The sequence below is a fragment of the Leptolyngbya sp. AS-A5 genome, from assembly GCF_039962495.1.
GTDB lineage: Bacteria > Cyanobacteriota > Cyanobacteriia > Leptolyngbyales > Leptolyngbyaceae > Leptolyngbya.
Genome location: NZ_JAMPLL010000028.1, coordinates 18,654 through 44,289, shown reverse-complemented (window position 1 = coordinate 44,289; position 25,636 = coordinate 18,654). Strand labels below are relative to the sequence as shown.

At 44.7% G+C, this 25,636-nt stretch carries 15 protein-coding genes and 1 pseudogene; 6 read left to right on the top strand and 10 right to left on the bottom strand.

Going from position 1 to position 25,636, the window contains the following annotated elements; all coding sequences use genetic code 11:
* Positions 1-115 precede the first annotated feature (115 nt).
* A complete protein-coding gene (locus NC980_RS21440; RefSeq protein WP_190377305.1) occupies positions 116-682 on the bottom strand; it encodes a hypothetical protein in 567 nt (188 codons plus the stop codon).
* A gap of 218 nt (positions 683-900) precedes the next feature.
* Here NC980_RS21440 and NC980_RS21435 point away from each other — a divergent pair, with 218 nt between their 5' ends.
* From NC980_RS21435 to NC980_RS21415, 5 genes and pseudogenes are all read left to right on the top strand, one after another.
* Entirely contained in the window at positions 901-1,305 is a 405-nt protein-coding gene (locus tag NC980_RS21435) for a barstar family protein (protein WP_190377304.1), read from the top strand.
* Positions 1,306-1,446: 141 nt separating this feature from the next.
* Positions 1,447-1,551 (top strand): annotated as a pseudogene (locus tag NC980_RS21430) (IS6 family transposase); the annotation flags it as partial.
* A 65-nt stretch (positions 1,552-1,616) separates the two neighbouring features.
* Complete coding sequence (locus NC980_RS21425; RefSeq protein ID WP_242027011.1) at positions 1,617-1,754, top strand: hypothetical protein; 138 nt, start codon at positions 1,617-1,619, stop codon at positions 1,752-1,754.
* Between the two features lie 179 nt (positions 1,755-1,933).
* Positions 1,934-2,146, top strand: coding sequence for a DDE-type integrase/transposase/recombinase (locus NC980_RS21420; RefSeq protein ID WP_347272615.1), 213 nt, complete (start codon positions 1,934-1,936; stop codon positions 2,144-2,146).
* Between the two features lie 395 nt (positions 2,147-2,541).
* Positions 2,542-3,312: a CHAT domain-containing protein gene (locus tag NC980_RS21415; protein WP_190377303.1), complete on the top strand. Its 771-nt coding sequence runs from the start codon at positions 2,542-2,544 to the stop codon at positions 3,310-3,312.
* A 35-nt stretch (positions 3,313-3,347) separates the two neighbouring features.
* On the opposite strand, the gene NC980_RS21410 is transcribed toward NC980_RS21415, so the two are convergent.
* Positions 3,348-7,913, bottom strand: a complete 4,566-nt coding sequence (locus NC980_RS21410; RefSeq protein ID WP_190377302.1) for a LamG-like jellyroll fold domain-containing protein — start codon at positions 7,911-7,913, stop codon at positions 3,348-3,350.
* A 249-nt stretch (positions 7,914-8,162) separates the two neighbouring features.
* Here NC980_RS21410 and NC980_RS21405 point away from each other — a divergent pair, with 249 nt between their 5' ends.
* Positions 8,163-10,337, top strand: coding sequence for a pentapeptide repeat-containing protein (locus tag NC980_RS21405; RefSeq protein WP_190377301.1), 2,175 nt, complete (start codon positions 8,163-8,165; stop codon positions 10,335-10,337).
* A gap of 501 nt (positions 10,338-10,838) precedes the next feature.
* On the opposite strand, the gene NC980_RS21400 is transcribed toward NC980_RS21405, so the two are convergent.
* The 8 genes from NC980_RS21400 to NC980_RS21365 all read right to left on the bottom strand — a co-directional run bounded on the left by NC980_RS21400 (position 10,839) and on the right by NC980_RS21365 (position 25,634).
* Complete coding sequence (locus NC980_RS21400) at positions 10,839-14,411, bottom strand: AAA-like domain-containing protein (protein WP_190377300.1); 3,573 nt, start codon at positions 14,409-14,411, stop codon at positions 10,839-10,841.
* Positions 14,412-14,413: 2 nt separating this feature from the next.
* Entirely contained in the window at positions 14,414-16,144 is a 1,731-nt protein-coding gene (locus NC980_RS21395) for an AAA-like domain-containing protein (RefSeq protein WP_190377299.1), read from the bottom strand.
* Positions 16,145-16,564: 420 nt separating this feature from the next.
* Positions 16,565-16,936, bottom strand: coding sequence for a hypothetical protein (locus tag NC980_RS21390; RefSeq protein ID WP_190377298.1), 372 nt, complete (start codon positions 16,934-16,936; stop codon positions 16,565-16,567).
* Positions 16,937-16,942: 6 nt separating this feature from the next.
* Positions 16,943-18,163 (bottom strand): caspase family protein, encoded by a 1,221-nt coding sequence (locus tag NC980_RS21385; RefSeq protein ID WP_190377297.1) that lies wholly within the window; start codon positions 18,161-18,163, stop codon positions 16,943-16,945.
* A 56-nt stretch (positions 18,164-18,219) separates the two neighbouring features.
* Positions 18,220-19,665, bottom strand: coding sequence for a lecithin--cholesterol acyltransferase (locus tag NC980_RS21380; RefSeq protein WP_190377296.1), 1,446 nt, complete (start codon positions 19,663-19,665; stop codon positions 18,220-18,222).
* 85 nt (positions 19,666-19,750) lie between these two features.
* Positions 19,751-22,429, bottom strand: a complete 2,679-nt coding sequence (locus NC980_RS21375) for an NACHT domain-containing protein (protein WP_190377295.1) — start codon at positions 22,427-22,429, stop codon at positions 19,751-19,753.
* 84 nt (positions 22,430-22,513) lie between these two features.
* Positions 22,514-24,646 (bottom strand): caspase family protein, encoded by a 2,133-nt coding sequence (locus NC980_RS21370; RefSeq protein WP_190377294.1) that lies wholly within the window; start codon positions 24,644-24,646, stop codon positions 22,514-22,516.
* A gap of 112 nt (positions 24,647-24,758) precedes the next feature.
* Positions 24,759-25,634 carry a peptidoglycan-binding protein gene (locus NC980_RS21365; protein WP_190377293.1) on the bottom strand — a complete coding sequence of 292 codons (876 nt, stop codon included), beginning with the start codon at positions 25,632-25,634 and terminating at the stop codon, positions 24,759-24,761.
* Between the last annotated feature and the right edge of the window lie 2 nt (positions 25,635-25,636).

Here is a 25,636-nt window from a genome sequence, read left to right as displayed (position 1 = left end):
CAAACCAGAGTGGATAAACTGCTAAACGAACTGACTCACGAAACTGTTGCTTCTATCACTGGTTTTAGCTTCATCAAAGAGGCGTTATTTGTCGCAGGTATTCTTTAAATTGGTATTAGGTTTTCGGCAGTCGATTGGTGAAATAGTCATCAAGTCCAAACGGCTGGCTCAACTCTGCTTCCATGCCGTCCAGCATCTCTGGATGATTTGAGGTTAGTGCCCAGTCGCGATCCCAGAAGATGCGATCAATCAGTTGATCAACAACGGTATGCCAGACTCTTAGATTATCCGAGTGGGGTTGGAAAGTGTCTAATTCTTCGTCAAACCCAAATTCTTCTTGCCCCGCTTGCCAATTGGTTAAAAGATATTCCTCAAATGCTCTCCAAACTAAGGTCCGGTAAAAATATCTAAGGCTGTCCTCTTCATGGAATCCTTCTTTCTCCAGGTAAATCTCATCTCCGAGCCGCATCTTGAGAAACGCGAATGGAAAATAAGCGGCAGCTTCGACCACATTGGTTAGCATTGGAGGTTCGATGTTTGGGTCGAGCAGGGCAGAGAGGCATCGGTGAAGCAGAACCACTTTTTGTTCAAAACTGGAAATGTCGAAGATACGATCGCCTGTCAAAACTTCTGGCCCCTCTAAATCACGGGTGTCCTCAAGATGCTCGATCGCATCTTGCATGGCAGGAGATACACTTCTGCCTCAACCCCTTCGAGAACTCGCTCTCCTAAATGAGTTCGCCAGGTCATAAAACCATATCCTCCACCTTCCATTCTGACGATCGTCCCGTATTTGATCAGGCAGCCCAACTGACTACAGATTATTTTTTGATTTACACAAGTCGTCGAAGTTTCGGTATGCTGCGATCAACACCTCGTAACGCTGTTGATTGAAAAGCTGTGAAACCTGAGTATGTCTTGGATGGTCGTCACACCACGACGCTTGAACAGTTCTACAGCGAGATTGGTCGAGTTTTGTTGGATGGGCAGCCTTGGGGCGAGAGTCTCAATGACCTCGACGAAATTCTATCAGGTCACTACGGGCTGCTGCCGCGATCGTTCCGATTAGTGTGGTGTCATGTGGACATTGCCCGTATCGGTCTAGGCTATGCCGAAACCGTTCATCAACTCACACAGCGGTTGCGCGATTGTCATCCTACTGTCCTAATTAAGACCGCTTGGGCATTGCGCTCAGCACTGCGAGAACAGGGACCCACCGTGTATGACTGGATTGTAGAGATAATCAGTAATCATCCGAACGTAAAGCTAATTTTGGTTGAGTCAGATCTACAGAGTGACGCTTAACAGCAGACACTAACACCCGTGTTCCCGAGGCACAATCGGGCGAGCAGTCTTGCGGATTCAATCTGACAGCTTGAACAAATCTGAGTTGTGTCGCAAAAATGCTAATCTTGGGAAGCTTAATTTTCTCTGCTTCCATCCTAAATAACTTGCCAATCCCTGTTTAAACCGCGACATTTTTTGCCAGAAATCATCTTGCTGAATGTGCGGTGGTATTGTCGCTATCCCTTGAGCTATTGGAACCTGGAAGGACATTGCCAGGTTAATCGGGACGTAGAATAATTGGACTGGTTTAACTCGGATTACACCTTCTCATGTACTCTCGTCATCGCTTTCCCGGTGAAATCATTAATTCCTGTGTTTGGCTGTACTACAGCTTTCCCCTCAGTTACCGGGACATCGAGAAAATGATGCTGGTCGCCTACAGCGTGGCGAAGACAACGCGGTATTGAGGTGACTTACGAAACGATTCGGGAATGGTGTCAGAAGTTCGGGCAGTAATAGGCGAATCAATTGCGGCGCAAACGCCCTTACAATTTGAACAAATGGCATCTCGACGAAATGGTGGTCACGGACACGCTGCTCGTGTGTCAGAGACAACAAAGGGCAGCAATACTATCTGTGGTGGGCAGTGGATTCGGAAGGGAATGTGCTTGATGTCTTGCTGCAACGACATCGAGACACAAAGGCGGCGAAGCAATTCTTGGGCAAGCTGTTGGAGCAGCAAGGCTTTGTGCCACAGGTGAGCACGTACTCGTCGTGTAGCGCAGCTATCGTGAAGGACAAATTGAAGAGCGACGAAGCGGCGAAGAAACAAGTGATGCTGAGTGTAGAACATCAATAGCACAAAGGATTAAACACGAGCGGAGAATTCGCATCAACCGACAAGAGTGCGAGAGCGACGAATGCGGCGATTCAAGCCCCCAGACAAGCCCAATGCTTCCTTTCTGCTTTTGACTCGATTCGAGGGCACTTTCACCCGAAGCAACATGAACTGAGTGCAAAACGCTACCGAGAACAGCCACGTCAATGCTTTGAGAATTGGCGAGAAAGTAATATTGAGCAATGCTTAAAGTTAAAGGATCACGGTGCTTGATCTTGAAAATGCGCGGTTAAGTTGATAATACTAACTGCAATGCTCATGCTGCAATTGCAAGGTGCGCGATCATTCAATCTATTAAAGTTCAGCATTAGAATGATGGTAGAGAAAACAAAACTCATGCTTCAAAAATCAGGAAGATGCCCCAGCCAAATTCAGACTCTACCCAAAACACGTTTAACATTTCCAATAGTCCTATCACCAACTTAGCTGGCTCTGGCTCGATTCAATACAATGAGGCGTTAGCAAAAAACGATACTTTGCCAGAGACAGAAAGCCATAAAAAAGTCATCCTGTTTCTAGCGGCTCAACCGATCGCTACAGCAAAATTACGATTAGATGAAGAAATCCGAGGGATAGATGAGGGATTGAAGAGATCGCAACACCGCGATCGCTTTGAACTAAAACAACAATGGGCAGTGCGTCCAAGAGATTTACAACGGGCAATGCTCGATTGTAAGCCTCAGATTGTTCACTTCTCTGGGCATGGTATCGGTCGTGCAACTGATGCTGCTCAATCCTCGGAAGCAACGCGAAAACTGATTCCGGTCGATCATGTGGAAACCTTTGAAGAAGGATTGATTTTAGAAGATCAAACTGGGCAAGCGAAACTGGTCAGCACAGAGGCATTAGCTGCACTGTTTGAACTGTTTACGGATTCGGTTGAGTGTGTCGTGTTAAATGCCTGTTATTCAGAGCGGCAGGCGAAAGCGATCGCTCAACATGTTCCTTATGTGATCGGCATGAATCAAGCGATTGGAGATCGAGCGGCAATTGAATTTGCGATCGGCTTTTATGATGCGATGGGTGCTGGGGAATCCATAGATCGTGCGTATAAGTTAGCTTGTGTTGCAATTCAGATGGCAGAAATTCCAGAGCAGCTAATCCCAGTGATGAAGCACAAAACCTAGGGTAGAGAGATGAAAGCATTATTTCATTAACTAGATTATGTATCAACCACCCTCAAAATGCGGTCAGAATCAATCCTATCTACACGCTTTTGATAAACTAGGGCTTGATAAAGCATAGCTGCAATTTCTGCTCTAGTTGCTGGCTCCTGAAAATCGAGCTGAGTGGAGTTGGCAACCTTACCAATTATTAGTTCATTCTTGAGCCCCCCTGCAATTTTCTCAAGAGGAATCCAGGAAAATCGAGTCTTCTGCAATGGAACGTCAGAAATGTTTCTCAGCAACTTTTCACGCTCAGCAGCATCGGGTATGGTAGGAACGTTTTCCAAAGAATCGAAGATAGCATCAAATACTTGACCTCGATTAGTAGGATGATTTGGTACGAAAGTTATTTCTCTTACTAGCAATCTATCATCATGCTTTTCTGCCTCACCAGATATTAATCCCAGTCTCCAGACGTATTCTATATCGTTACAATACTCGGATTTAATATCCTTATCTTTAAACCGCAGCAGTACATTGGCTTTGTGGGTACGCGGATCACCTCCAAATGTATTAAGTAATAATAGGGCAAACTCTTGCTTCAACATGGGATCGTCCGGTCTAAATTGAACTGCACTGTTATCAACAAACGAGCCAAGCAAACCCACGTCATGCAAGGCATTGAGAATTTTAGCTATCCAATGTTGATCGTCAATATCCGTAAATTTGAGTGCTTTACTTTGAGGAGTAATCCATACTAACTCTTTGGGAATGTCTTGCGGTTCTGAGGATACTTCGCAGTAGCCAGATTGATCTATAAAATTCTCCTTACCATTGAAGCGCCAGTAACCAACTAACCCGTTTTTGACCTCTTCTTCCCTGTTGAGATGTTGGTTGAGATGAGCTTTGATTCCACTGTCAGGACGGACAACTTGCCAAACTCGTAGCTCCGCGATCGAGCAATTAAGAGATTGGGGTTCATGAATATTAGACTGAGAATTTGCACTGTTCTTAGGAGCAATTCTTAAAGTTTGGTGATTTGCAGCAAACTCATTGGCAGGAAAAGTGACGATAGATTTATATGTGGTTTCATAGTTTAATGTTTGCACTTGAGCTTGAATTGCAATCACATCTTGCAGCTTGCCATTCAGGTACAATCTAACCTCTTTAGATGTTGCACCCCATGAAAAGGCAATATGATGCCAAACTTGAGTATTCCGAACTGTTTCTTGAGTCTGAATCTTGGTCAGCAAGTTTTCCGAACTTAATTTCAACTGAATTTTTCCATTAATCCAACTCAAGCTATAGAATCCTTCTTCACTTTCTCCTTCGCTAATAATCTCGCCACTTCCGTATCTAAATTTCATCCAAAACTCAACTGTAATTCCTGGTTCATCTTTTAACACCTCACTTTGTGAGATTGTGTTTAAGTTTTGCGGCGTTGTCTTCAACCTAATTTCCTGATTGGCTTCCAACCCGAAAGGCAAGGGAATCGTTGGAAAGTTACAAGCGCTGTGCAAGCTCAATTGCTGGCTCGCTTCCTGAATTTGAAGTTTACTTTCAGATGCATATGATCTACTTTGTGCTGCATAATTACAAAGATAGTACCCACGTTCTTTAATATTCGCTTTAATTTCTTGAGAATCTTGGTGCCTATCTTGTTCGACTTCTCTAAAGCTGCCTTCTTCAAGCCGCCAATAACCAACTAGGTTCTCGTCGTGGAGATCGTTGTTGCTGAGACGGTAGTACATTTTTCTGGCAATATCCTTGGGTTGAAGAGCCATTTTCCAGAGACGTACTTCCGACATTGTCCCCTTAATGTAAGCTGTGTAAAAATCCTGCGCGTTGCTCAAGTTTGAATTGGTAATTCTTGCACCGATTACAGCCTTGCAAATGCGACCAGGTTTTCGCATACCAACATAGCGTCGATTGGCAAGTTGACCGTTGATGTAGATTTTGACTTCCTTGTCCTCTGGGTCAAGTGTGACAGCAATGTGGCTAAACTCGCCGATCGGCAACTTCTCTCTCGTACGAACCTCGTAGGTTTTTGCCTGCTCTAATGCCGCTAAAGTCAGCGAACCAAAAACGCCTTCATCTGGCTGACAGTACGTGCGTTGCAACCTTTTAACTGCGTAAGCTGTGACGCTTGCTGCCTGCAACCATGCTTCTGGCTCTTTCCATTTTTGAGGCCAATCAAAGTCACCATTAAGAGAAACTTTTGGAGTTTCAGGAAATTTTTGATCTAAAAGAAAGGGGCTATTCCAATCGAGGCTTTCTAAGCAGTGTTGCAGTTCAAGTACTCTCAAGCCATGATGATTTGTATATTCTTCATCTGCATTTGTTCTGGTTTTTCGTTTGGTTCCCAAGCCTAAAAATGTTCCTCGAACTTTAAAGACACTAATAGCCTCAGACGGAATAATAATTATTGTTTCTTCTACTTGAATAGGAGACAGTTTCTCAGTACTAGTTAAGTTTTCTATAGCCTTCGCAAACTTACCGCTAAATTGGCTTTCTTCAAAACACCAAGCATTAAATCCTGTAATAGCTGTTCTCGTATCCTCATCTAGCCGCCCACTCAAAGTTCTAAGATACGTTTCCCGATAGTTTTCTGATTGACCGCTGTAAGCCTTATCAGGAAAAAAGCCAAGGCAGTATAGAACACACTGTAATGCTTTAATTTTTTCTTCCAATTCTCTAACTTCTACTTCCTTAGTGGGATCAATTTCGAGATTTATTTGTATCTCTTTTTGATCGATAGATTGTAAAGCAAGAATATCTAAAGGGTGTTTCTGCTTTTCCTCGCTTTGAATTAATGGGTATAACAAGCCATTTTGGGGGAAAGCAGAAGAAGAGATCTTCCAAAACGGTTCTCTGGAGAAAACAACATGACCCTCCGGTGTAATTTTGAGAGCCAAAATGTACTGGCCAAAAATCGAGTCTTCTTTAAAGTCTTCGTACCACGTTTCTTGGCACACCTGACTAAAAACTGTGGCATCCGTACTAGATGGATAAGGATTGACCCAAGCTTCAATCGCGAACGATGCAAAATCGCCTACAACTTCCTTAGGAGTAATGTCAATGTAATTAGTTACACCATCAAATTCAAGCACAGAAGGTAAGGGAGGAAAATCTAGCTCTTCCTGTGTCAGAACAAAATCATCGATAAAACTTTGTAACTTAGAATTGCTAACACTTTTTCTTTTGAGGTCACCCACAATTTGGCAAATTCTGATCCCTTGCTGAGTAGATTCTTGGTCAGAATTATTTGTTGTAGGGGGAATGACTGCGTGATGCAAAGCAACTAGTTCCCATCTTGCATTAAATACTGGGCTACCTGACGAGCCATAATCTGTGTTTGTGTTGTATCTCAAAAAGTGTTTGTAAAGACCGCGCTCAGTAACCTTATACGAAGAAATTTGTTTTCGTTTTCCTTTAGGATGATGAACAATGAAACCATTATCTCCAGGTAAAAGCTGATCCGAGCAAATTGGTTGTTGATTAGATTCCTCCGCCATTGCTGAGTTTAATGCAGCTTCTAATTCAGTTAATTTAGCTTTGACTTTTGATTCACCTTCGCTTTCTAATGTGGCTGATTCCGCTTCTGATTGCTTTTGCTGCACTGGCAGTGGCAAAATAACGAGGATTGGTTTTTCAACTCTGTTCTCCTGTTCATATTGGGTCACCCAGTCCTGTTTGACAATAAAACCACTATTTTGTATCTCCTCAATCTTGGCTTGCAAAACTGCATTTAACTGCTCATGGCTATCTGGATCAATATCCAGTTGAAGATAAGAAAGCCCAGGACAAACACTGTCGCTATCCTCAGCAAGTGGTAGCCAACCAAAGTAATATCCTGGTGGCTGGGCAAATCTATCGGATTTTAGTTGAACCAGTGTGTAGTCTAGCCCTGGTTCAGATACGAACAACATTTCAGGAGCTAGTTCGTAATCGATCGAAGATTGAAGATTGCCCTTTTCATCTTCAATGTAATTAAACTGAGCAATACACTGTTGAGCAACTTCTTTACAAGAAATGACATGATGATTTGTTAGAAGATGCCTTCCTCCAATCAGGAATCCTGTTCCAATTGGAACAGGATTAATTTTAGCAAGCTGGTTTTCATTGATCTGACTGAGTGCATCTAGATTGCTGATGGAGACTTCCAATGTATCCACACTGTCAAGCGCGCTTTGCAGTCCTTCAATGTTTAATTGGTTGGGAATAGAGAAAATCTCTTTTACTTTTTCTACAGAATCAAATTTATCTGAAGCTTCCCACTTCTTAACATCAGTCTTTATAGCCTTTAAGAAATCCCGAAACGCTTCGAGGGAGAAGTGCCTAGATATACGACATACAGCAGAACTCTGTTCAGCGCCTGCTTTCAGAGAGGAAATCGGCAGAAATGCTCCTTGATCTGACAGTACAGTTACCAAGGCAGGTCGCCGTGAACGAATTCGAGCTTGAATAAGCTTAATCACTTTAGTCCAATCTTCGACCTCAGGCTGTAAAGCATTGCCCTTTAGCGCTCCTATCGCTGAGATCTCAATTTTACCTAGGCTAATAGCACCTTGGTTCAGCCAATCTTTGTTTACATTTGTAAATTGCTCAAGACTATGCTTCATACCTACGTTTTCTCAAAGTGAAATATTAGCCTAGGAAAAACTGCTTAAAGAGTTCTCAGAACTTCAGGAGTAAAGCTACTAGATTGACATCATTTGCTTAAAGAACCTCGTTCATGTATGTAATTTATGCTGAGAAAGAAGACCAATTCAAGACTTATTTTGTTAAATCATTCTGTTGATTTAACAAAATAATCAAGACAACTGAATAATTTGTAGAAGAAAATCTGGCGATTTCGAGATCGTTTTATTATGCAGAAGATCAAGCAGAGTCAGCATTTCGCCCACAACATCAGAGGTAAGCGTTTTCAACAAGAAGCTTTACAGAGTGACTTACAGAATGCTTCCGCTGGTCAATCGATTTGGGCTAAGCTACTTCTAATTGTGTTCATTGTTCTTCTTTGTTTTGCTGCGATCTTCCTGGTTGGCTATGCAGGAGGAATTACCAGTTTAAATGCTGCTGTTGGAAAGAAGGCTCCATTGGAATTTCGAGCAATGGCACTCGTGACGATTGTTGTTCTCACAACAGCAATTTTTCAGACGTTGCCTCGGATTTTGCTTGCATTTCTTCTCAGCTTTTGTGGGGCGGTAGTTGTACACGAAGTCTTTAGAAATTTAGGCTTGCTTCAGCTTTCTGATTCTGCACCTTCTTTTAGTGTAAATACGTTTATTGCGATCGCTTTTGGTTTAGGCACTAGCACCATTAGCTTTTTAGGCATTCGCTTTGTTCTGGCTCTGACGGATATTGTATTTCTTCAAACGAAACCTTTAAAGTTATTGGGTATCTTGATTGCTATTTTTGCGGCATTCTCTGGTTCGCTTGCGGCAATTTCAGGGGAGTTGGAAGCCCCTAATTCTGAGTTTAGAACTTTATTGACAGTGTCATCGAATGCTCGAATGCTAGTAATGGCTAGTGGAACGGTATACGGGCTGAGCTTAGCAATGGGCGGTTGGCTTGCCAATGTTCTTCGAGGTACACCCTGGAGATATCCGAGTTCATATCGGCAGTGGGCAATCGCTGTCGGCTCTTGGTGGGGCACGTCTTTCTTAAACTTAGATTTGAGCGACGTTAACTTTAGGGGTACGAAGCTTGCGAATACAGACTTTCGGGCACGCAAGCTATACCGCACTTGTTTTCAAGGCGCGATTGGCTTAGAGCGAGCACGAGTAGACAATCAGTACCTCGACTTAGAGCATCCCAAAGTTCAGCGCCTGTTGACGCATGGTAGTAGCCGTGATCAAGATTTTCGAGGGTTTAATTTACAAGGTGCATATCTTCAGAACGCAGACATGCGAGGCTTTGATCTTACAGACACTAATCTTACCGGAGCAGACTTCAAAGGCGCAGATTTACGAGATAGTATCCTGATTCGTACTCAACTAACCAACACAGATTTCCAGGGCGTTGACTTGCGAAAAAACGTTTTAATCGATGCAAACCTTACTGAAGCTGATTTACGAGGAGCAGACTTGCGAGGCAGCATTCTCGTCCGTGCTCAAGTTGCGAGAGCGAATTTTACAGGAGCAGATTTAACGGGAATTTGCATCGAAGATTGGAGTGTCAGCAGTAAAACTCGCTTTACTGATGTGCGCTGTGATTATATTTTTCGCAAATATCAGGATGGACAACCTAGCGATCGCTATCCGATCGATCGAAACTTTGAACCCGGAGAATTTGCTTCATTGTTTGCAGAACCTGAAGACGAGGTGGAATTAGTCTTCAAGGGCGAGTTCAATATTGCTGCTCTTAGCCTTGCACTCTACAAATTGCAAACGGATACTCCAGAACTAGATTTAGAGCTTAGAGGCGTAGAACAACGCGGAAAACTGTGGGTGGCAAAAATCAAAAGCACCAGTAGTTTGCTCAATGAACAGCTCATTCAAGAGCGTTTGACCTCAGTCTATCAAGATCCTTCCAATGGCAATATCACTGTTGAGGAAACGATTAAAAACTCGATTTACCGAGACTATGAAGAAACAAAACATCGGCTGGCAGAAAGTGAGCAGTTAATTAGACAGCTTGCCGGTGTTACTGGAAATCAAGCAGAAGCATTGAAGGAACTATCTAAGCAATCGTTCGGCAACAATTTCTTTATCTCAGGCAGCACAATTACAAACCTTGCGGGTTCAGGGCAAATTGAGTATCGCGAAGCTGCCAGTAGTATTCGTAGTCTCGTAACTAATCGTGTCGATCCCCGCGCAACTTTGCAAGGGCTCATTGATCAACTCAATGCTCAAAACGTCGCCACAACAAGTGCAACTCAGAGGGAACTGATTCAACAAGTCCTGGTATCTGAAGCAAACCAGGACCCTAAATTTAAAGAATTTCTGCTTCAGCAAGGACAACAGATTATCAGCAGCGTGTCGAGTGGAGAGATTACGATCGCTGTCCGAGCCGCGATTAGCACTTTACGCAACTCCGAATGAAGCGCAGCAATTGATAACTTAAGACATTTATCTTCAGAAAACTTTAGTAGTTATTGAACCCGTGACACTACATTTTTAAACGCTTTATACATTGCCATAGAATTGCAAAGATTGCTTTCTCAACGCCCTGATCAAAGCTGTTAGGTTACTATTGATGTAGTTGAATTAAACAGATTACCATGTGGCAATTGCTCTCAATGAACAAGATTTTACTTACGTTTACGTTTTTATTACTTGGCGCGTCGTCGGCGCTTGCGGTTGATTTAGGTAACAGAGATAGCCAGAGTTATGAGGTTCGAGTTACCTTCTCTAAGGGAAGATCTAGGGATACCTCTATTGGTGCTACGTCGTTTATCAAAGATATTTGTCGCAGCGATTGCGAGATTGAGGTAAAGGGGGTCGGAAAAATTGTCGCATATCAAAATCAGGTTGTTGTAATTGAGAATGGTGTATTAAAAACACAGTAGAAATTTAAGCATCTCTTGAGTATTTCGTGGAATGTCAATCGGAGGGATAACGTTCAATTTCCTGACAATCTTTTTTCTGTACGCGCAACGATGGATTACTTGTTAGGTAATTATGAGCTAACTGGCAACCCTTTTTCAGAAGTGAGTCAAGATCAAGATCTTGCAAAGGATTTAATCGCCATAAGATAACTGTTTTATCTTTGCTAGCAGAAGCAAGAAATCTTCCATCAGGGCTAAAACTCACACCATTGACTTCATCAGCGTGTCCGTCCAGCGTTTCTATGGGTCTGCCGTCTAGCTGCCATAGTCTCACCGTTTTGTCCCAACTTCCAGAAGATAGGATTTGTCCGTTGGGGCTAAAACTAACGCCAATCACGGCGTTTTTATGACCTGAAATGGTTCTGACTAATTCTCCGGTCTCTACTTTCCAAAGTTTAATTGTTTTGTCACCCCCTCCAGAAGCTAGCATTTGTCCGTCGGGACTAAATCCTACACCTGCAACAAAATCTTGCTGCGTGCGTAACGTTCGCTCAAGACTTCCATCCTGCCTCCAAATTTTAACTGCTCCATCTTGACTTGCTGTAGCGATTCTTTGTCCTTTAGGGCTGAATTGAACATCAAAAATCCAGCTTGCATGTGCGTTATAAATTGTTCTAATCTCTGATCCGTCTGAATTCCATAATTTAAGTTCTTTAGCATTGCTGACAGTAGCAATACGCTCTCCATCAGGACTAAAACTCACGCCCCAAACCTGGGCTATATGAGGTAGAACTTTTAGAACAGTTTGACTATGACGATCCCAGAGTCTCACTGTTTGATCGAGACTCGCAGAAGCGATCGTCTTGCCGTCCGGGCTAAAACTGATCCTGGTAACTGGTTTTTTGTGTCCCCAAAAAGTTGCTGTCAATCTTGATCCGGAAGGACTCCATAGTTTGAATGTTGAATCAGCACTCGCTGAAGCAAGAATACCCCCTCGATCGAAGCTAACACTCCAAACTCGCTCAGCATGATCCGCGAAGATTAGATTGTGAGTTTTAATTTTCGAGTTAGATGAATCTTTGTTTTCTATACGACCGAGTTTCCAAAGCCTCACGCTTGCATTAGTACTTGAATTAATATTAGACGAAACCAACGTTTCACTATTCCCCACAAAACTAACTCCTGAAATGTCGTTTTCATCGCTATGCAAAACTTTATCAGCTTTAATAATGTCATCGCCTTGCTGATCAACCGACCAAATTCTAATTGTGCCGTCTCTACTACTAGAAGCAACAATCTTTCCATTTGGACTGAAGCTGACGCTCCTGACTAAATCGCTGTGTCCTCTAAAGATTTTGAGTTGGCGACCATTGAGGCTCCAAAGCTTAGTGGTTCCGTCATCACTAGCAGAAGCAATCATCTTTCCATTAGGGCTAAAGCTGACGCTATTAATCGCTTTAATGTGCGCTCGTTGGATTGCTCGAATTAATTTTCCATCTAAATTCCATAGTTGAATTGTTCCATCATAGTTTGCAGAAGCAATTAATCCAGAACTGCTCACAGCAACATCTCTGATTAATTCACTTCCTTCCCACTTATTAGTCAATGTTCCATCAATTTTCCAGAGTCTGATTTTGTGGTCTTTGTCTGCTGACACGACCGTTTTACCGTCTGCACTAAAACTAACACTGGTTACTTCGTGTGTATGTCCTTTCAAGGTTCTGATCAACTGTCCATCTTTCAAACGCCAAAGCTTTACCGTTCTATCAACGCTAGCAGACGCGATTGTTTGTCCATCGGGACTGAAGTTGACTCCATAAACTCTATCTTTATGCCCCGTTAAGTCGTGAAGAAATTTACCATCTTTTTGCCAAAGCTTCACCGTTTTGTCGCCGCCTGCTGAAGCAATAATTTCACCATTTTGACTAGCAGCAACATCCCAAACCTCTAATGTATGACCCAAAAAACGATTGCGTTCTCTTAACTGATACACAGCTTGTTGCAAGGCGTTAATCACGTCGCGCCGCTTTTCATTTTCTATCAAGATACTTTTCCAGTTTTTTAGCTCTTTACCCGCTTTGAGTGCTGTTAATAAAGCATCAAGCTGCTGACCGGACGAAAGAAGCGCTTTAGAATTAGTACTCAATACTTCCACAGTTCTGATTTGAGTCTCTCTAATTTGGTAGATTCCTTGAATCGTTAAGATACTAAAAATGATGGCTGCACCGATGAGTCTGCTTTTAGTCCTTGCTGCTTTCGCTTGTAACGCTTCAATTTCTGCTTCTTTTCGTTCGTTTTCTAATTCCAGTTCAAATCTTTTCTTCTCTAATCGCTCATTTTCTAATGCTAATTCAACTCTTTGGTTCTGCAATTCCTGAGAAGCTAGCAGAAACTGAGAATCATCATCGCTTAGACTCTTCCCAATTGACCAACTCAGTGCATCTTCTAGCGCTTTGCCACGCAATAATCGTGATTCATCTTGCTTATTAGACTTGAGCCAGGCAGAGATCGCAACCGGATAAGGTCGCAGTTCAGCGAGACATCGCTCTACCCAGTCTTTATCAAACACACAAGCATAAATGCGGTTAAACACACAGAGTTGACCCTGGCACTTCATCACCAAACCCGTGAGGCGCAATTCGATCTGATCGGAACTATCATTGATCGCAATACTGCCCGCTTGTAAGATTTGCTGATAGAGTCCGAGCAAACGTCCTTTTCGATGATCCCCACTTCTAAGGAGACGATTGCGGATCGTATTTAAGTGCTCTGGTGTGTCTTTTATTTCCCAATTTTCCAGAATTTGAGTTTGCACTAATTCTGCAACCCAAGCAGCTTCTTGCCCTGGTAGAATTTCTTGATTTGATTTCAGGGCGAGTTGACAGACTTTTTGCGTGAGAAACGGTTGTCCCCCTGTCCACTCTAAAATCGCCTGGATTAAAGCCTCTGGCTGATCCGTTTTACCGGCTAATCCTCGTGCAAGCGGAGCAGATTCAGAAAATTGAAATCCTGTAAGTGCGATCGAGTGCCCAATGTTGAATGGTGTTCGCTGCTTATCTCGCATCAGATCAGAGGGCGTCGCCACACCGATAAGCACAAAGGTTAAGCGATTAAATATCGGCTGATCAGCCCGTCGATTATAGAAATCGCGAATTGCTGCAAAAAAATCATCAATGTTGAAATCGAGGCTTAAAACGCTATCAATCTCATCAATAAAAATGACAATACTGCTTTGAACCGCAGGTAGCAGTACAGTTTCGATAAACTTGCTAAACCGCTGTACTGGTGAGAGTAGGGCTTGACTCTTTGACCAATCATTCAAATCAAATGCGGCATAAAGTTCAAAACTGCTGACTAAACTATCAATAACTCCGGTGTACCATTGCTCAGTCGTGATGCCTTTGGTGCCGATCGTCGTAATATCGATCCCAGCACAAGCAATTCCTTCTGTTTGCAGTCGCTTTGTTGTTTGCACTTTCAGGCTCGATTTACCCATCTGCCGAGAATTCAGCACATAGCAAAACTCACCTGCTTTTAGTTTTTGATACAGTTCCTCATCGGCTGCTCGTTGGATATAAGTTTCGGCATTGAGCGCTAAACTGCCACCAACTTGATAGCGAAAAGCCATGCTTACTCAACTCCTAAGCGATCGCGAAAATATAGGCGGTAGAGATTACACAATGGGATGACTCCATTCCCTTGAAGTTCGACGAGTCCCATACTTCTTAGCTTGAAGGCAACACTCGGATCAAGACAAACAGGTTTCGTAGCAGAGATTACTTGCTGCATTCCTGCTCTTAGTTCTGGATCGTCTTCTAGGTTGAGCAGATGCCGTCGGAGATGATCGCCGAACAAGCCTTCCTCAGTAGGTGCGACTTGCATAAACTCAGATAGAGTGAGTTCCCGACGCGCGATTTTGTAGAGCGCTTTGCGGAGTAGATAGGGATGACCATCCACGATCGACATTAACTGCTCGATTTCAACCGACGACCAATTCAAACCGTGGCGACTAACTAAATCTTCGACTTGAGGCTTCGTCAGTTCGGGCAGATCGATCGCCAATCCGACATTAAACGGAGATTGATGAATATTGAGCGGAATATAAACCTCTTTGGAATGGACAATGACAAGCCGGAGTTTTCCCCACTGAGGTTTAATTTTGCCGTCTTCGTTCCAGTTTCGCAATAATGGAAAAAAGTCTTGAGCAATTTCTGGATGCTGAAACACCTGATCCACTTCATCTAAACCTAGCGTTAATGGCTCACTTAGGTTCTTGAGCAAGTACCGCTCAAAGTATTTTGTGCAGCTACTTTTACTCCCTATGTTGTCATCCCAGTAATCGTCAAGCCGATTTTTCAACTCTAGTTCCTCGCTGACCTTGGCACAGAACCATCGCAAGAACGAATTCAGACTGGTGAGTAGACCACTATCTATAGATAAGAAATTGAGATAAACAGTGCGATGCCCTTGCTGTCTCGCATGATTCAAAACACGCTGCATCAGCGACGATTTTCCCATCTGGCGAGGTGCTTTGATCCGAATTAATTCTCCCTCCTGCTCGATCGTCTCATAACAATCGTCTTCGATCGGCGGACGCTTCACATAGAATGGTGAATTTAGACTCACAGTACCTTCTGGATTCGCTAGGACAACTGGTTTAGTCGTAGTAACCTTGGGGCTTGATGGCTCGGATTGTTTTTCAGCGTCACTAGAGTTAGGAGCCACAACAACCGTAAGTTTGCGAGGATTATCAGGCATCGGTTCTTCCACAACAACAGGAGCGGACGAAGCAAGTTCTCCACGCTGCTTTAGAATTGGCGTAAGCTCTTCAGGAATACCTTCTAAACCAATATTGCAACAGCCATATCCAAAGGCAGCTTCAATTGCTTCGCCAGCGCCAAGCGCACTATAAAATCCAATCGCAAATTCTCGTGCCGCATCATCTCCAATTGCTTGATTCATCCCGATAACATGGGGAATGTGCTGCACGATTTCGTTAGCTTGAACTTCTGAATAGCAAGCGTTCAGCACGACACAAGTAACTTGCTCTTGTAATTTGAACAGCTTTGCTAAGGTATCGGTCCGCACAGTTTTAGGCTGCCCAGCGTCATCTTCAAGCACCAATCCCTCTGTGCCAGCACCATGTCCTGAAAAGTGAACAATATTTGGCTTCACCTCTATCATGGCTTGCAGCATGTCTCTTGTACGCACTGCCGATTTTTTAGTTAACTCGAAGCGATCGCGATATTTAGCAGATTTCAATACATCTTCAACTTCCCGAACTTCTTCCTCTAATCTCAAAGAAGTTGTGGTTGTTGGATTGGCAGCGAGAATCAGGATTCGTGTGGCATCCGTGTTCATTGCATAGCTCGCTTGAGAATGGTAACTCAATGAATAAGGCTTAGAATAATTATCAACCCCAAGTTGCTAACTCCGGAGGTTTTTTAACATTTCTACTGAATTAGTCAGATGAGCATTCTCACACATCAAGTAGTTGCTTTCAAGCAGAGAAATTGATTCTATAAGTAGTTGCTTTCAAGCAAAAAATATTCTATTTCCACCCATTAACCAAGTATATTTTGCCAGGACGTAGGCTGCCTGTAGCAGTTAATGAATCTGGCGTTGTCTTAATTCTATCTGCTTCAAAATCGACTCGCGATCGCTGAAGTCTTTCAACGGTAAATATATTTTCTTGTTGTCACCCTAGATGGTGATTGTGTTAGAAAAAACTGTTTTATAAGCTTAGCTTTTTCATTATCCTTTGATTGTTTGATTGCATTCTCAACTCTGTAAAAGCTTAGGGGTCAAACTAAACTGAATCGATTTCACACTGATATCTTTCAAGTCATCGGGATCGATCGTATCAAGTTGGGCACCATAAGCATCAGGAGAAGCCGGAAACAGAAATAAAGGAATTTGCCTAGGCGATGCGAAGAGACGCACCTCCCGAATGCCTGGTTGTCCTTGAGGCCTGAAAACATAACTGGTTTTGGTTTCCGTCGGCGGCAATCCCTGTAAAATAACGATCGCGTCGTTCCAGAGAGTTTCTAACTGAAACCGACCTGCCTCATCAAAACCAACCATGTAAACATGCACTGGATTTTGAACCGGATTGGTGATTCTAAGCTGACAAGCTGTTTTGGGTTCAATCAAATACCCCTAGCTGTCACCAAGTGGCTGCTGCTCGACAACGCGAAGAGTTTCTTGAGTGGAACCGTTCAGAACGGTTACTTCAAGCGGAAAATCAGACTCTGGAATTGAAAACACGGGTATCCAGCAGGGGAGCCAAACCTGAAGCTTCATAAGATCATTGTTGGACAGCGGAATTTGTGACTGATTCAAATTGAGATTCACCAGTTGATCAATCACCTCGGTTACACGGTCGAACTGTCTTTCAAAGAATCTCAACCTAAACTCCAGATAGAGCACTTCAGGACTCAATGGTTTCAGGGCGATGACCTGTTCTGTGAGATCTTTGAAAAGAGCGAATTGCCCTGTTTGTAGGGCTGAGAATGCACGAGCCTTTAGTGCCTCAAAGCTTTGATTTCGCAATGAAAATACGATTTCACCACGATCGTCGAGATGAAATGAGCCGAAGCCTGGCGTCTGGGCTGAGTTAGAAGCCTGAGCCACTTTTTGCTGCACAAATAGCCCCAGTTCTGACCCTGTGATCAAGCCATTGCCCTCCAGGTCTGCTTCACCCCAATTAAAGCCATGAATCAAGGTTCCGGTAAACAGAGAATGTCCAGGAATAGCTCCACCGTCAAGTGCGGGCTGTTCTCGTTGAGCAGAGGTGATCACTTTACGGCTTCTGCGCTGGGTGAGATCTTTCTGATAACGAACCGCATCTCGAAAGCTGTGTGCAGCTCCACCCAGGGCAAAACCACTGTGACAGGAATCCAGAATGACCAGAATATGTCTGGCGGGAAGTTCTGCAATCTCCTCCAGCCAATGGCTGAGCCGAATGTAATCACTCCAATATTCCTTCGAGTCAGGTCTACGAGCATCGACCGGAACAATAAATCCGGTTTCGGAATGGTCTTCAACACGGGTATGACCATGACCTGCAAAAAACAGAACTAGGCTGTCATCCTCTTCCAGAACATCGCGTAACTGATCCTCAATCAGGGCTTCGATCGCATCTTTGGTTGCGGCACCATTGATGAGCGGAGGAATCGGTGCCAGAAATCCGAGTTTATCAATAAGCGCCTGCTGAAAGCCAATCGCATCCTGAACGGCATTTTTCAGTTTTTGCCAGTTGGCATAGTCATTAATCCCAACGACAACGACAATGAATCGCCCCATTGGTACATCAGAGATTTTGGAATCAATGGGAGTCAGTTTGCGTTTCAGTGAAGTTTCATCAACTTGTTCAGGCATCGTAAATCGGGAAAGGTCAAAGGCTTTTACTTGAGTTTAAGTGGTTTTTTCGCTGTTCACTCTCTTACAACCTCAAATACATCGTGAACGGGTGTCGGAGCCTGTTCGCTGTTGGTCTCAGTTCTTACCCTTACTCGGTAGAGTCCTGGCTGTAAGTCATCGATCGCTAGCACCCATTCTTTCTCCTGCTCTACAAAATCGAGGGTAAGAGCAGGTCGATCACCAGAAATAAGCTGGATATCTGCCTTTAATGTTGTTGCTGCATCTGGTAAGTTAATGAGTCTTGCACGCATCAAAATCGGCTCGTTTGCCAAATACAAATCCTCTAAGCTTAGACCAATTGCAGTTTGAGGTTCGCCCTTTCTGACATCGGATAGATTGTACTGGCTCATGCGTAGCGTGTTGAGCAGATTATCTAGAACTTGCGCCTGATTTTGCACTCCTCCATGTTGTTCGGCGATAAAGAAATTGTCGAGTTCTTGCGATCGCTCGATCGGAATCGCAGAAACCTTCGGCACGGTTCCGTCTCCATCTCCCAAATCGAAACGGTTTTTCAAAATGGCTGGTAAATCCTCGCTGACAAGCAGTTTTCCATCCATCAGTGCAGCCGATTGCAGCGTTGGCTGTTGCACACCAGAGATCGGCATTGTTGTGAACGATCGAAGATATTGCTCATTCTTGAGGTGCTGCTCAACTGCTGTTTCAATTTCTCGATGGAATGCTAGAGCATCTTGCGCCTTCAGCTTGTCAATATTGGGAAGGTTATCTACTTCTGCAGTGCGATGATATTCACCATTGATGTTGATGGCTTTGTAGATCGGCAGGAGTTGATAGATGGAAGTGAGCGATCGCATTACGTCTGTCAAATCTAAAAAAAGCTTTTTGTACCCATTGGCTAGGAAATTAACGGCATTGAGTGAGCCACGATAAGGTGTTCCAAAGGTGAACAATGCTCTGCTGTCTTGCCAGCCTTCCAAAACTTCTAGGTAGTAGCGAGACACTAACCCTCCCATGCTGTGTGCCATCAGAATCACTTTGGCATCGGAAGCTCCACTTTTTTCACGCCAGCATTTGAGCCGTTTATCAATTAGCTTTTTCAGAATTCGGGCATTGGCTCGATTATCTCGTCGCCAATCGTAGGGAAACTGGTAGAAGTTTGCTGCTTTGTCATCCGGGTCGTTGTAGATATCACCAGGAGTGATATCAAAGTTATCGGTAACCAGGCGTGCGGTTCTGGTGTAGCCATCAATCTTCCAGAATCCTGGAATCAGATGAGTATCTTGAATCAGTGCCGTTGCCCGAATGCCATCACCCAAACTTGCAGCTTCTGAATCATCTTCAGATAACTTTAGATTGCGAATCGTTTCACCAGTCTTGCTGAGTACCTGCCAAACTGCCTGCCCGGAGATAGCCCACAGGTCTTTGCCATCCTTCTGCAAAACACTTCCCAGGATGCCAGGAAGGATGATGACCATGTCTTTCATTGGAGCTTTGTTTGCCATGGTTACTCTCCTAAAAGTTGACTGTCTTCACTTTACTGGTTGCTTGTGAGGAAGCTTGAATCAAACATGATTCTTTTGCTTGGCTTTAGTTGGGATTCATTCGGGCAAAATGCTCTAGAAGCATACGATGGAAAAAGACATAACCACCCCCGATTTTTTTCATCAAGAGACGATCTGAAGCAAAGTCGAGGAAGCGAGCATAATTGTTGGGAATTCGGCCTTTCTCGTGAAGCAACTGGCGTAAAGTGAAGTGTTGAATGCAAGCAATTCCACCATATTTCAACCCAAAAACCAGTCCAAGAATCAGCCCATAAATCAGCACCAAACACAGCCCATCAATCAGCCCATAAATCGGCCCAAAAATCATCCCAAAAACCAGCCCAAGAATCAGCGCATAAATCAGCCCAATGAGAAGACCGTTTCTTAGAGAGGTGTGAGTTCCTTGATTCGGAACTGCTCGTTGAACGATGTCAGAGTTGCCCAGTCCGCTACCCAGCCCAAAACACAGCCCACCAATCAGCCCACCACCCAGCCCATAAATCAGCCCATATCTCATCAGTTCATAACGCAGCCCACCAATCAGCCCAAAACCATAACACAGCCCACCAATCAGCCCACCAATCAGCCCAAAACCAACTCCGCTAAACAATTCGCGAATGAATCCAGACTTTGCCCTTTGCCACGACCAACTCAGTTTCTCTAAGGGTAATATTTTTCGGGGTAAGCTAATAATCAGCCCAACACTCAGCCCAACACCCAGCCCAACACTTAGTCCAACACTCAACCCAACACTCAGCCCACTCAGCGGCTTACCAGTCAGCTCATAATTCAGCCCAAAAATCAGCCCAGCAATTAGCCCAGCAATCAACCCGGCAATCAGCCCAGAAGCTACAAAAGCTCTAATTCGATAAGCTCTTTCCTCACTGCGATTCTCGAGCCAGTTGGGCTGCATCTTCTCAATCAAAAATACCGTTTGCTTTTCCTGCACCATCCGGCTGGCTAACCAGCTTAGCCAACGCAGCACCTGGTTTTTGGGATAGTCTGAAGCCGCCCCTCGCTCTAGCTGGCGATCAATGTAGGTATCAAACAAGTGCTGGCTACGATCTGACGTTGAGCCAAGTTCCTGCGTCAACTGTTCCACAGACCACCCTTGATAGGCCGCACTCATCAGATTCAAAATCAGTGGGGTTTGCGCAAACTGCTCTAGGTCACCATCTCGTTTGAGCAAGGTTTCTAAGCCTGCGAGAGCACCACCCACACTGTCTAAAAACTGATATACCTGCTTAGAGGAGAGCGGTTGCAGGCAAAGCGCACTGCTGATCTGGAGGCGTGCAGTCAGGGCTTCATAATCCTTGACCCGGCTACAGACCGCAATCTCTGTTTGAGGAAACAGCCCCATAAACTCGTTCAAGGCCCGAACACAATCATTGCGATACTCTTCCTTGACTTCATCTAGACCATCCAGCAACAGAATGAGCTGCTGCCGTCTAATCCAGGGTTCACTCAAGGATTTTGGCACTTGATATTTTTCTCGCAGTTCATCGATCAACCAATCCACAATGGATTTGCGATCCTTTGCCCAAGACGACAGGTTAAACACGATGGGTACGGGTAAGCTCAAATTCTGTTCACTGCGTTCAATCAGGCGTTGCGCCAGTTGCAGCAGAGCAATCGTCTTCCCAGCTCCCGGACTACCCAAAATTAATAGGGTTCGACCCTGCCCCATTTCCTCATAGATCTGCGTTTCCCGTAGCTCCTCATAGGAGTCATCGAGTTCCACAGACAAGGCTTCAATTCTCTGAGACAGGTCGGCGATCGCATCGGGACGAGCTTTCAGGTCAAGACGCATAGCAGCATTCCCCTGAAGCGACGGCTTGAGAAATCCTTCGATCCAGAATTCCTTCACCTTGCCGACGACAATCTTGCGCTGGGCATACTCCGATTTTGTCAGATCCACCGCCTGCTGGGCCGAAAACTGTCCAAAGTTGTCATAGGCTTCTCTTGCCTGATCTTTGTAGTCTTTGCGATCGATCTCCTGGTGAATCGTTTGAACAAAATCCGGTGGAAGATTCAAGTTTCCTGACGAAGGATGAGCTACCTGAGCCGAAATGCTTGCTACTGCACTGGAAGAAGGCAGCATCCCCTTCTTCCATAACACGGGCTTTAAATGTTCAGGCAGATGAAGTTGTTTTGACGGTGCAACTGCTCCAACAGGCGCGAATTTGCGATACTGTCTCGATTGAGTGGATTGAACATTAGTTTCACTCCAAATCTGAATGGCAATACACCCTAGCTCATACGACTGCTCGATCGAGCTTCCATTCGCCAATCCCTGATAAAATCCCGTGGCAAAGTAGTAGGCTGCTTTATCGAGAATCGGCTGACTCATCCCAATCACATAATTGATGGATTCAACGATCGCTTCTGCCTGTCGATCGCTGTCGCAAGCATTGAGTACTGCACAATTAATCTCATTTGAGAACGTCTTGAACAGCCCAGCTAATATCTCTGTGCTAACGAGGCATTCTCGTCCTTCCTCATCCTGAAAAACTAACCCTTGCTCTCCCCCTCCATGGCCACAAAAGTGCACAACTTGTGGATGATGTTCTGTCAACAGCCTAATCAGGTCATGGGGACGCGCCCCCAACCCCAATCCAATTTCAAACTTCCCAACCCGCTGTATCGCGGTAATCAAATCGGAAACTTCTCGATCAAGATCAAGGTCTCGTCGTGGATTAGATGACAGAATGAGAAGCTTTGGCATGGCAGTCCAATGGCTCTATATCTCTAATGTAATTTTGCTTTCTAGGAAACATCTCTCTAAACTTAAAACTTAGCCTTGCCTTGTTTACCGTTCCACCACAATCTGAATTTGCTTCGTCACCCACTCTTGTTTTGGATCAACGACCATTGTTGCAGCGCGAGTGATGTTCGGTGCTTTATCTAAATCAGCCCCGATCGCTGCCAAAAGATTGTTGAGCGGATTAATCCCTTCAGCTTCTCCTCTGGTCGTAGATTGTTGAACTACGTCTTTTAATTCCTGATCCAGTTCGGCTCCTCTTGTTGCAGGTGGCTCATCTAGTGGCGGTAGCGTTAACCAACGAAAGTCCGCTAGCCCCTTTTGAACTGCAAATACTTTGAGCGTTTCTTTTGCCTGTTGATAATCTCCGTTATCTGGGATGGTCATTCTTAGCCCAATTTCTTCCTTTGCTCCTGTTTCAAGCTGAAAGAATGGTGACTCTAGCCCACCCAGCGGAATCTGTGAAATTGCCCATGTGGGTTCAATATCTAGTACAGCGACTTTAAGTGGTTGAGATCCCTTGTTAGTTAGACGCAAGGTAACAATATCACCATCCTTAATAACCGGATTTTGGGGATCATCAAAGGCGGTACCATCCTCTTTTAACAACTCCAGGTCAACGGCTTGAGCTAGCTTGGAGCTAGAATTATCCAGGCTCTGCACGGCTTGATATTTGGCAAGATGCACCAGTCGATCAACCACTCGTGTAGGGGCGGTTGGATCATCAATCCGGAGTAGGGGATTGAGATTTGGAATCGGAGAGCCGATGCTAATTTCGTAGTTGCCCCAACGATCAATCGCGACTTGATAGTGGGCAGATTCCCCTTCTTTGACTTCCACAACCCAGCTATTCCCGATCAGCGCTTGCCTCACCGCCTCTAGTGCTGGTGTTTGGTCATTCATCAGCCTCAACGGCAGTTCATGTTTCTCTTTTCCCTTAATCTTCTGGAAGAAACGAACCCGTCGAATTAGATCAATCGGAGCAGAAACCATAATTGCGGGCGCACCGGGTTCTAGTCTGCCGTTGAGTTCGATTCCGCCTTCTTCTAGCTTCAAGATTCTTGCTGTAGATTGAGAAGCATCGCTCCCCGTCAGTTCTACGATCGCGACTTGACGCTGCTTGTCGGAGAAATCAGTTGTGTTGAGGGGATAGATCGAAAAGCAAGTGCCTTTGCTCAATCCTTGTGCTTGTCCTGCATTTAGCGTGATTTGAGTCGCATCGACTTTGATCACAGAAACCGTATAGGGAGTAGCCCAGAGATCGCTGCCAAACACTCGTCGATCGCTTTCTCCCAGAATCATTGGTAATTGCTGTGGAAACTTGCTTTGAATTTTGGCGTTGATGCGATCGTGCAACAGTTTGTAAGTCAGCGGCTGATTGCTGGTCGCAACGCTGGTGAGCGTATCAATCATCCAGTAGGTTAAGGCACCGTGACGCTCTGTACCGCCATTAACAGCATATTCATAAGCAAGCTCATTTGGACGACAAGCTGCCAGTAAGACATACTCTCTCGCTTGTGGCAATCCTGCAACTCCAATGGCTCGATCGCGCGTCAATCCCCGCCAGTTGCGCTCTAGCTCTTCGCGTTCAGCCACTAGGCTCTCTGTCGATCGTTCCAGCGTATCCAGTTCTATACTGCTGCGGATTTCGACATCTCCACGGGTTGCACCACCGGAATTACAGCAATCTAAAACAACGGTCACAATCAGTCCTTTATCCGTCATTCGCTTCAGCAGGGTTGTTATCTCAACGTCGCGAAGGTAGCGACCTTCTGGCGTATCCCCAATATCCATTGGCACAATGCCTTCATCGGTTTGGTCACGGCTTCCCTGCTTTAGGGTAGGGTAAATTGTTTTGACGCGTCCTCCATGACCAGAGTAGTGGATATAGACTTGCTCATTCGGTTGGGCTGATTGGGTAATATCATCGAACGCCCTCACAATGTTCTCGTAAGTTGGCTCTTCTCCGGCAGATCGAACGGCTGCGAGTGTTGTATCTTCTGGGTTGGGAGAAAGTAATTTACGGATGCGCTCCTGTGGAACCTTTAAGGTTTCCTTAAGAAATGTGTCAACGAGATTAATATCTCGGACTGCTCCTCTCAGGCTTCTAAACAGGCGATTGGGTTTGTAGTAATCGATGCCAATCAGGAGAACATGAAGGTTTGAGGCTACTTCTGTCATAAATTACGCTCTGCTTTGCGGTTGGCTGCATACATTTGCATCACTTGCTGCATCAACGTTGATGTTGATGCAGCAGGAATTTTAGCTTGAGGAACTAATTTGAAGATAGTTTTTATGCCATCATGCCCAGTGTTTTGGGTCCAACAATTCCGTCAGACACCAAGCTCTTCTTCTGTTGAAATTCTTTGACCGCTTTATCAGTGCCAGGCCCAAATTCCCCATCGATAGCAACAGCAATGCCCGCCTTCTTCAAGCCTTCCTGAAGTCGCACAACATCCGAGCCTTCCATACGCGGCATCATGAGCTTGAGCAGACGAGGTGTATCATCCCAGGGAGCTTTGGCGAAACCTTGAGCCGGGGAACGATTTAATGCGCCTTCAGTTTGAGGTCCAAAGGCTCCATCTTCGCCAATTCGATCGTTAGGGTTGTTCTTATTCCAAAGCTGCTGGAATGCCTGGATTGACTTGCTCCGAATATCCGTTGTGCCTCCTCCTTCAAAGTCGAAATGGGGCGGATCACCCGGTAGCGGATTCCAACCGTAGCGCATCAGATAAGGTTCCCAACCTATCGCATCTTCGATGTCGATCGCCAATCCAGTTTGGTGATTGCTCGTTCCCGGTGGTGCAACAGGGTTGGAGTTATTAAAGCGATCGTTGTACAACAGCATTTGCTGAGCGATCGTGCGATAGCAAGAGTTGACGAGCATTTTGATTCCCCGATCTTGAATTGCACGCGCTAAACCCTGCTTTGCTGCTGACTGAACATAAGGAAAAGCTGCATCGAGCAAATCCACATTGAGGTCATCAAAGCTGGAAAACGCATTGGGTAAGTTCAGTTGAAGCTGGTAAATCAATTGCTGCGATAGACCGTTGACGATCGACGTTGAGGTCGCGCTGGGTGCATCTTGAATCAGACCTTGAAAGCTAGCTCTAACACCAGTTCGATCGCGCTCATTGATTTCAAGACAAGGTTCGATGATAGAAGTCATAA